The 9,675-nt window shown below is 40.0% G+C and carries 9 protein-coding genes and 2 pseudogenes; 9 read left to right on the forward strand and 2 right to left on the reverse strand.

Going from position 1 to position 9,675, the window contains the following annotated elements; genetic code table 11:
- Window positions 1-173: 173 nt before the first annotated feature.
- Window positions 174-404 carry a hypothetical protein gene (locus LJE72_RS25445; RefSeq protein ID WP_229250935.1) on the reverse strand — a complete coding sequence of 77 codons (231 nt, stop codon included), beginning with the start codon at window positions 402-404 and terminating at the stop codon, window positions 174-176.
- Window positions 405-1,062: 658 nt separating this feature from the next.
- Between LJE72_RS25445 and LJE72_RS25450 the strand changes: the two genes are divergently transcribed.
- The 9 genes and pseudogenes from LJE72_RS25450 to LJE72_RS26905 all read left to right on the forward strand — a co-directional run.
- Window positions 1,063-1,851 (forward strand): ABC transporter ATP-binding protein, encoded by a 789-nt coding sequence (locus LJE72_RS25450; protein WP_282437964.1) that lies wholly within the window; start codon window positions 1,063-1,065, stop codon window positions 1,849-1,851.
- A gap of 50 nt (window positions 1,852-1,901) precedes the next feature.
- Window positions 1,902-2,975, forward strand: coding sequence for an ABC transporter substrate-binding protein (locus LJE72_RS25455; protein ID WP_229250939.1), 1,074 nt, complete (start codon window positions 1,902-1,904; stop codon window positions 2,973-2,975).
- A gap of 111 nt (window positions 2,976-3,086) precedes the next feature.
- Window positions 3,087-3,845, forward strand: a complete 759-nt coding sequence (locus tag LJE72_RS25460; protein WP_229250941.1) for an ABC transporter permease — start codon at window positions 3,087-3,089, stop codon at window positions 3,843-3,845.
- A gap of 164 nt (window positions 3,846-4,009) precedes the next feature.
- Window positions 4,010-4,774 (forward strand): acyl-CoA dehydratase activase, encoded by a 765-nt coding sequence (locus LJE72_RS25465; RefSeq protein ID WP_229250946.1) that lies wholly within the window; start codon window positions 4,010-4,012, stop codon window positions 4,772-4,774.
- A gap of 17 nt (window positions 4,775-4,791) precedes the next feature.
- Complete coding sequence (locus LJE72_RS25470; protein WP_229250943.1) at window positions 4,792-5,934, forward strand: double-cubane-cluster-containing anaerobic reductase; 1,143 nt, start codon at window positions 4,792-4,794, stop codon at window positions 5,932-5,934.
- A 110-nt stretch (window positions 5,935-6,044) separates the two neighbouring features.
- A complete protein-coding gene (locus LJE72_RS25475) occupies window positions 6,045-6,701 on the forward strand; it encodes a corrinoid protein (RefSeq protein ID WP_229250944.1) in 657 nt (218 codons plus the stop codon).
- Entirely contained in the window at window positions 6,701-7,774 is a 1,074-nt protein-coding gene (locus LJE72_RS25480; RefSeq protein WP_229250947.1) for a uroporphyrinogen decarboxylase family protein, read from the forward strand. The genes LJE72_RS25475 and LJE72_RS25480 overlap by 1 nt, the downstream gene beginning before the upstream one ends.
- 180 nt (window positions 7,775-7,954) lie before the next feature.
- Window positions 7,955-8,745, forward strand: a pseudogene (locus LJE72_RS25485) (TIM barrel protein); the annotation flags it as partial.
- Window positions 8,746-8,831: 86 nt separating this feature from the next.
- Window positions 8,832-8,894 (forward strand): annotated as a pseudogene (locus tag LJE72_RS26905) (hypothetical protein); the annotation flags it as partial.
- A gap of 282 nt (window positions 8,895-9,176) precedes the next feature.
- On the opposite strand, the gene LJE72_RS25490 reads toward LJE72_RS26905, so the two are convergent.
- Window positions 9,177-9,587, reverse strand: coding sequence for a YsnF/AvaK domain-containing protein (locus LJE72_RS25490; protein ID WP_229250945.1), 411 nt, complete (start codon window positions 9,585-9,587; stop codon window positions 9,177-9,179).
- Window positions 9,588-9,675 lie beyond the last annotated feature (88 nt).

The following is a 9,675-nucleotide window of genomic DNA, read 5'->3' on the forward strand; positions in this document are numbered from 1 at the left end:
GTGGTTAAAGAAACAAGAACGCATGCCTGAGTAGGCATGCTTGATATGATATTTTCAAAATTGGATTATGCAAGCGCGTGCGACAGCACGCTTTTTTTATGCAATAGGTAGAAAAGGGTGGGAAGGTTGTTTTTTGGGATAGGATTATGCGGGGGATTGGCGAAGCTCCAATCTTAAGCTTGCACCGGTCTTGATACCAGTTCGTGGGTTGTAAGCATTTCATATCGCAATAAATCAGCCAGTAGTGAAATAACACGGGGGCTAATTTTTTCTAGACTGATCTCTCCTCGCATCTCAGCGTTTTTTAGAATGTTCATCATAGTTGCTGTCAACCTGCTCTCGGTTCCCGGGTGGATTATTTGCGGAATAGAAGAGAGTAAATCTTTATCAAGATATTCGACCATGAGAATGGTTTTAGCCCCAATAGTTTGTTGAGGCTTTGCTATTGTTGGGATGGATGGGGAAATGTTCGCAATCGAAAAAGTTGTATTAAAGCCGTAGCCATTTATAGTGTTGCAGAGTGTGGAGGAATATATTAAGCGAGATCGTTGACTAATTGTAACGGTCTTACCTTTTTGTTTTTTCTTAGGATTATTTCCACAAATTGCATTAGTAAATAATTATATGGACTTATAACAAATAAATAATGTATACTTACATTTAAGTGTGCGCGAAAGATTGATGCTCTAAAATAACGTGCGTTTGATCGATAGGAGGTAGATTAAAGGGGAAATACCACCACATAATTGGGGTTTATAGAAGGGATTGTATTCAGGAGCTAAACAATATCTCGCAGGAGGCTGGTATACATCAGAATTCTGCAATGGACTAATAATATCTGACATTTCGCACCTCTTAGAGTCCTGCTAATTGGCACGTTTCAGCATGTTCAGCCCGTTCGTAATTTGTCGATATTTCATTACGAATGCGTTTGGCTCTGGGCGATTTGAAATTATGTCGTTTTGGGAACGGCTCTTTGTGGTGTCTAGCTTTCTTTAAGGGTTTCTACGAATGGAGGCTGAAACTTTCATAAATTCATACGCTAGCAGAAGGGAGGAAATTATGCTAGAGGTATCGGTAAACCATGTAAGCTTTTCTTATGACAAGGACTTGATATTAGCAGACATTAATATGAAAGTCGAAGCTGGAGCCTTTGTTTGCTTGCTTGGGCAGTCTGGTTGCGGAAAAAGCACGTTCCTTCGTTTACTTGCGGGTTTGGAAAGACCAAGCTCTGGGGATATTCTTGTGGATGATGCACCAGTAATGAAAGCAGGTTTGCAAAGAGGGGTTGTGTTTCAGGATTACGGTCTCTTCCCATGGATGAGTGCTGGAGAAAATATTATGATAGCACTTAAACAGAGATTTAAGAATATGAGTTTCAGTGAGCGCAAAGCCGAAGCACTAAAAAGAATCAAGGATGTTGAGCTTCCAGAGTCAGTCTTTAATAAACTGCCTAAGGAACTTTCCGGTGGCATGAAGCAACGTTGTGCAATAGCACGCGCTTTTGGCATAGATCCGCCCATTCTTTTGATGGATGAGCCTTTTGGTGCGTTAGATGCAGTAACAAGAGCTAAATTGCAAGATTTGGTTTTTGATTTATGGAAAAAGGAGACTGAAAATCGAAAGACTATTTTCTTTGTTACCCATGATGTGGATGAGGCATTGCTTTTGGCAACGGAAATTTTTGTATTTGGGCAATCGCCCAGCAAAATTATTTATAATTATTCATTTAAAGGTAAGTTGAAATCAGATAGGACTACAATGCTTGACGATCCCCAGACTATGCAGTTACGAAACAATCTCATAAAGATTATCCATGATGAGGTTAGAACGAAGTCACATAATTTATAAAAAGTACAAAGTACATTATATATAAAATTAAAATTTAAGGAGACAAAAGAATGAAAAAAACAGTTAAATTGATTTCACTATTAATGGTAGCAATGCTGTTGATGACAGGTTGCTCCCAAGGTTCTGCCAGCGCAGGCAACACTAGCAGCCAGGGAGCACCTGCCGAGAAGTTAAATATAAAAATAGCAGCACAGGCAACATCAGGGCAAGTGTTCCAATATCTTGCAGAAGACAAGGGATATCTGGAAGAAGAGGGTATTGAAGTTAATCTGACTTATATTAACAACGGAACAGATGCTTTTTCCGCTTTAAGTTCTGGTCAGGTTGATGTTATTTCTACCTATGGTACTGGTGGTCCTCTGATTCAAATTGCAAATGGCCAAGAATTCACTATTTTCGGCGGCTATATGATTATCGGCGCAACTCCTGTTTTTGCTATGCCCGGCACAAAATATAACAGCGTGGAAGATTTCCGTGGCAAAAAGATTGCTATTATGAGAGGCGGTACTCCTGACATCGTGCTTAAGGGTATTTTGTATGATGCGGGCTTCGACCTGAAAAAAGATGTTACCTTTATAGAAATGAAAAAAAATACCGACGTAATGGAAGCAGTACGTACCGGTCAAGCAGATTTCGGTGCGGTATCTACAGGTTTTGAGCTTCAAATTAAAGAAGCGGGTATGAACATTGTTATGTGGCCAGATGAATTGTGGCCTAATCACTCCTGTTGCCGTATGGTTGCAAAAACAAGTTGGCTTAAAGAAAACCCAGAAACGGCGCAGAGATTGCTCCGTGCATATTTGAGAGCAGAAGAAATTATGCCCTCAAATATGGATCGTGTCGTAGAATTAACCGTTAAAAATTTGGATATGTCAGTTGAAACTGCAAAAAGCTTTTTGCTAAGCCCTCATATAAAATACGAAACAGACCCATATAAGAACAGTGTAGTAAAGATGTGGAACAAGATGCAGGAATTCGATTATATCGTCGATCCTACGGTTGACATTCAAGATCATATTGATACCACTAACTATAAGGCAGCCTTGGACTATTTACAGGCAAAGTATCCTAATAGTAACTTCTATAAGGAGAAGCAGAGAGAGTTCAACGAATTCAATCTGTAATTTGATTTCCCGAACAACGGCATACTTGGCATATTGACGTGCCAAGTATGCCGTTCATATAAGTCTGTAAAATTGTCATAGAGTATTTTGTATTTCCAAAGGAGCGTTACTATGAAAAAATTTGTAATGGACAGGTCGGGTATATTGCTAATCTTCATCGGATTAGTAATCGCCTACGAGCTTTTGACCGATGTTTTTGGCATGCTTGATCCGTTCTTATTCCGTGGACTTAGCATGGTAATACCAGCGTTTGGTTCACATTTTGATATGCTGATGAAAGGGCTGATAAGTTCTCTTGGATTGTTGATTCCTGCATATGTTATGGCGACATTTAGTGGAATAAGCCTCGGCGTGCTAATTGGTTCAAAAAAGTCATTGCGTAAAAATATAACTCCATTTATTAATGCATTCAGTGCCATCCCTGCGCCCCTATTAACACCTTTTGCAATTCACCTTTTTCCATCATTTCGATCGGCGTCGATATTTATTATATTTATAGGTGCATTTTGGCCAACGCTGGGTACGACTGTAAATGCAGTAATGACAATCGATAAGAGATATTTGGAAAATGCAGCTACGCTAGAAATTGGCGAAGTGGAAAAATTGTTGCGTGTGATTCTACCTGCAGCTTCTCCCACTATACTTTCAGGTTGCACCATTGCACTAAAATTCTCTTTTGTAATGCTTGTGGTGGCGGAAATGTTCGGTGCGACTTCCGGCATGGGCTATTTTGTGCAATATTACTCTGATTTTGCACGCTTTGATCTTGTAATTGCCGGCTTTATCTTCATGGCGTTTATATTGGTTGGGATAATGTACCTGTTCGATATAATGAAAGTTAGAATGTTACGTTGGACTATAAACAACTAACGTTGTTCCCCAAATAAATGCACTAACGCGTTGAAATTATTGCTCTCCACAAATGAATATAGTTGAAGCTTCTGTAGAAAAAGCTGATCATGAGCTTAAGATTAAAGGGTGTCTTAGTGGTCAATAAAATTGACTTCTTGAAATATTCGGAAAGGGGTGAGGTTGTGATAACCGCTGGGATTGATGTTGGTTCAACTGCAACGAAGGCAGTCATTTTTGATGGAACAATAAGAAGTATGGCTATTATACCAACTGGCTGGAACCCTAAAGAAGCTGGAAGGAATGTATTTCTTGAAGCGCTGAACGAAGCAAGCTTACAAGAGCAGGACATATCTATGATCGTTGGTACTGGCTACGGACGGGTTTCGCTTGCTTTTATTGATAGAAAAGTCACAGAGATAACCTGTCATGCTAAGGGTGCGAGATTTCTCTTTCCGCAAACCAGGACAGTCATAGACATTGGAGGTCAGGACAGCAAAGTGATTGCGGTCGGTGAAGATGGTTCGGTTGTCGATTTTATCATGAATGATAAATGCGCTGCTGGTACGGGGCGATTCTTACAAGTTATGACGGGAATTCTTGATATCACGTTAGATGAATTAGGACAAATGGCATCAGGTAGCAAGCCCGTAAGTATTAACAGTATGTGCACCGTTTTTGCCGAGTCAGAGATCATTGGTCTCCTTGCCCAAGAAGTGACAAAAGAAGCGATTGCTTCAGGAATCGTTCAAACAATTGCTAATAAAATGCTGAGTTTAACTTCTAGAGTTCCTTGTCTGGAAGAGATTACATTTTCTGGCGGGGTGGCAAACAATCCGGAGATTTGTGCTGTTTTGTCCTCAGCCTTTGGTGCTAAATTTAATATTGCCCATCAGCCTCAGATTGTCGGTGCACTTGGTGCTGCAATCCTAGGCTACGAAAAACTGTAGGGAAGGAGGAATAAAGAATGGAATCGGATTTGTTATGTGAATTTGAAAGTTTGCGCGCAAAAAGTATTACGTCGATACGAGCTGCCAAAGAAGAGGGTAGGAAAGTTGTAGGGAAGTACTGTATATATTCGCCTATGGAATTAGTGCTGGCGGCCGGGGCTATTCCCATTCCCCTATGTAGTACTAAACAGGACCCTATAGCTGAAGCGGAAAAGGTTTTGCCCAGAAATCTTTGTCCTCTCATAAAATCGAGCTACGGATATGCAGCTTCTGGTGCGTGTCCCTACTTTAATGCATCCGATCTTCTGATTGCGGAAACGACCTGTGATGGAAAGAAAAAAATGTATGAGTTGCTTTCTGATATAAAGCCTCTTCACTTACTCCAGCTTCCGCAAAAGCAGGACGAAGAGGCTTTACAATATTGGTATGGAGAAATACTTAAACTGAAAAATCGTCTGGAAGAGGATTTCAGCGTAACCATAACTGATCACAATTTACGTGAGGCCATTCAGCTGATGAATGAAGAACGGCGTTCACTTCAAGATTTACAGGATATTGCTAAGCTTAAGCCCTCGCCGATCAGTGGCATAGATTTGCTGATGGTGCTTTATAATCGAGGCTTTAGTGTAGACAAGAAGGAAGCCGTGTTCATGGTTGATCGCTTAACCTTAGAATTGAAGGAGTTATACAGCAAGGGGGTGACCCCATTTACAAGGAAGACGCCAAGAATACTCTTAACCGGGGTTCCAATAGGGATCGGCTCCCATAAGGTTGTCCAGATTATTGAAGAGAATGGCGGAAATGTTGTCTGTTTCGAAAGCTGCGGAGGGTATAAAGCGGTTTATGACCGAGTTGATGAAGAGAAAGAACCTCTTTTAGCGATTGCTAAAAAATATCTCGGAACACCTTGTTCCTGTATGTCCCCGAACCTTGCTCGGTTTGAACTTGTCGAACGATTAGCGGAAGAGTTTGACGTGGATGGGGTCGTGGATCTTACCTGGCAAGGATGTCATACCTATAACATAGAGTCTTATAGCATGAAGAAATACCTTCAGGAGAAGAGAAACCGTCCGTTTTTGCAAATCGAAACCGATTATTCAGAATCTGATGTGGAGCAATTAAAGGTTCGGATCGAAGCGTTCCTAGAAATGATCAATTAGGGGGAAACCACTATGATTGAACCATAAAGTATCTTAAGTTTCGCAAGTGTATCTAAACATTAAGTGGAGCGGTGTTGTTTGATAGTAATTAAGACGAAAGGAGACAGGGCATGTCAGATTTTAAACAAAGACTATTAGTGCAATTAGCTGATTCAGTTGTGAATATGGATGAAGATTTGACGGTAGAAAGGGCTCAGGAGTATCTAGAAAATAGTTTTGATCCCTATGAAGCTATTACCAAAGGACTAGCACGGGGGATGGATCGAGCTGGTGAATTGTACGAAGAGGAAGAATACTTTATTCCTGAGTTGTTGATGTGTTCGGATGCTATGTATGCAGGACTGGGCGTTTTAAGACCCCATTTAAAGCAAGATAAAATCGGAGAGAAACACAAAGTCGTAATAGGGGTTGTCGAAGGGGATACGCATGATATTGGGAAAAATCTCGTTAAAATAATGTTGGAAACCTTGGGCTTTGAGGTGGTTGATTTAGGAAGAGATGTGCCGCCTGTAGACTTTGTCGAGAAAGCCAAAGAAATTAAAGCAGATCTTATCGCGTTATCAACCTTGATGACAACGACCATGGAAGGTATGAAAGAAGTAATACAGCTCTTAGAAAGAGATAAGTTGCAGGATAAGATCAAAGTTATGATCGGTGGAGGCCCAATCTCAAAAAGTTTTGCCGATAAAATTGGTGCCTATTATGCAGAAGATGCCTCTAAGGCAGCTAAATTAGCCCAAGATTTGGTACAGGAGGCGCAACTATGATGAAGGACAAAATGACCCCGATTGAAAGAGCTACGGCCATAGCAAGAGGGGAAATGGCAGATCGCCTTCCCTGTAATCCGAATGTAGCCAATGGGGTTGCTCGGATTTATGGTTGTAGAATATCTGAATTTAATCATAGTGCCAGAACTATTGCCGATGCACAAATCGCTTCTTATCGCCGTTTTGGCTATGATGGGGTAAGAATATTTACGGATTTGTTTCCTTGGGCAGAAGCAATGGGAGCGAAAATTAATTTTCCAGCAGACAATACAGCCGATCTGGCTACTCCAGCTCTTGAAGACATAGTCCAAATTGACAGTCTAGAATCAGCCGATCCGTATAAAGATGGTCGGTTACCTATCCATATCGAAGCCATGAAATATCTAATCGATGAATTGGGAAAAGAGGTTTCTTGTGTAGGCGGGATTGTAGGCCCTTTTACCAATGCGTTTTTTTTATTGGGAATTGAAAAGATGAGCAAGTTATTCTTCACTAATCCGGAGGTCGTTCATCGTGCTTGTCAAGTGTCATTGGAAACATGTATCAGATATGCTCAGGCGATCATTGACGTTGGTCTGACCCCAACAATTTCCGAACCCATGTCTTCCTGCACGATTGTTGGTCCCAAACATTTTCGAGAATTTGGTGAGCCCTATTTGAAAAAGTTAGTGCAATATATCACTCTTAAAGGAAAGCCAGTAACTATGCATATTTGTGGGAAAACCGATAAAATATGGGAGGATATAGTCGTTATGGGTATCGCTGGATTCAGTGTTGACAATGTCGTAAATCTCCAAAAATGCAAGGAACAGATTGGCGATAGAGTTAAAATACTTGGACATGTGGATCCTTCAGCAGTGATGTACGCTGGCACTCCTGCCGATGTACGCGAGGCAGTGATTAATTGCGTGCAACAAGCCTGGGATTCGCCCAAAGGATATGTTATTATGTCAGGCTGCAGTTTGCCGGTAGAAACGCCGCTTAGAAACATCGAAGCGATGATGGATGCAGCAAGAGAGATAGGTTATCCCATTGATCCTGAAAAGTTAAATAGTATGTTAAGATCATCCTAAATGGAAAACATTGAAAATCAACACTTATGAAAGTCGCATAGCTTCAGATTGATATTTGGACATAATGTTAAGTGAGATGAACATAGACCAGCTAAATGATCTAATCTCGAAACCCTTAATCTAGCTTCTGTTAGGTAGCAATTTCTATGTATATGCTTAAACTGGATCCTCGTGAAATTGATTCGCTTTGAGGTCAAAAAGGATGACTATAATGGATACACTTTATTTGGCATATCTGGTCTTCCGTTAGGAAACGGTTTTACCAAATTTAGACTTATGCTAAGTCAATAGGGCTTGATGCAATGGAGCTCTTTTTTGTCAGAAACGTTAATGTTACACGGATAACAATAAGGGTCTTATATTACAAGCCAAGTTAAAAAATGATTTTTATTTATCTCTCCCACTACATAAATCTAAATGCCAATGAATCGGTAAGACAGGAACAATCCATAGAAAGGATTTTAGAGGCTCTGGAAGGTCTGTCTAAAGTTGGAGGGAGGAGTCTAATCTTCATCCAGGCTTTTACATGGGAGACTCCAAAGAGGATGCGTATAATGCCATAAGAGACAATTTATTTATTACGCCTTCCCCTAACGGGGTAGATTATAGATTAGAGACAACTGGAAAGGGAACGCAATTCGGCACACTTGAGGAACTAGTGTCTTTGTGTAAAGAAATTAGCTCGTGTAAACTATGTATTGATTTTTCACATATACACTCAAGATACAACGGCAGACTAAAAGGTTTTAATGATTTTGCGATAATACTTCAGTATGTCTTTGATGAACTTGGAAAATCGGCTTTGGATGCATATTCATATTGGAGGCGTAAATTACAATAAAAAAGGTGAGCGGAACCATCTCCCGTTGCTAGAAAGTGACTTCAATTATGTGGATTGCCTGAAGGTTATAAAGTACTTTAACGTAAAAGGTTGCATAATAGCTGAAGGTCCTATGGTGGAAAAAGATGCACGGGTAAATCATGCCAAAAAGGAGTTGCTTAAAAATATTTCTATTGCTGAAGTAGCAGCTAATGTGGATTTTATGATCAGAGCCATTTTTCTAAAACATTCAAACAGTACTTAGGTATTACACGGATTATTATAGAAGAACTTAAGTAGAACATTGGAACAATTTTTCCTATATTTTTCTTTTACAGGCCGTAAAATATGATAAAACGGCTAAGGAGGACAGCGGATGAGCGGAAGAACGTTATACGGGTATCTGATTGCGTTGCTTACAGTATCTATCTGGGGAACAACCTTTTGTTTTTACGAAAATTTTACTAGATAATTCAACTCGTTGAAATACTATTCTATCGATTTCTAATAGGGTATTTGCGCACTATTTTTGCTTTACCTGAGGACCCATAAGACAAACGGACTGAAAGAAGAACTTATATGCTAATTTTGATCGTCTCTGATTATTGGGGACCCAAGAACTTTAATGGCAGACTCCTCCCTCCTCAAGGTCTCTTCAATATGTTGTATTTCTTCTATTTGTTGCTTATAGATAGAGACATCCTCTAAAGAAACCATGTGTTTAGTAAATTCAACCTGTTCTTCGCTAAGACGAATACGGATAACATCCGGAGGTTCATTTTGTTCAGGAGTGGCCGAAACAGGGAGTTTCTTCTCTATTACGAGCTCCTCGTATTCTACAGTCAAAGTAAAGTTTTTTTTCTCGGTGAAGGATTCCCTATAAAGCTTAACTTCACCTGTTTGTATCCACTTTTTTGCTAAAACAAGTTGTTCTTCTTTAAGCTGTAGCGTCACATCAATAGTAGAACTTTCTCTATCAATTGGTATGTTCATTACCATATATTGCTCTCCAATCATTGGGAAAACACTGCTGTTAGAATAGAAATCGGACAACTGAAATAGAGATTTTCCCTAGTTTAGT

It is taken from the genome of Desulfosporosinus shakirovi (assembly GCF_020595055.1).
Taxonomy (GTDB): domain Bacteria; phylum Bacillota; class Desulfitobacteriia; order Desulfitobacteriales; family Desulfitobacteriaceae; genus Desulfosporosinus; species Desulfosporosinus shakirovi.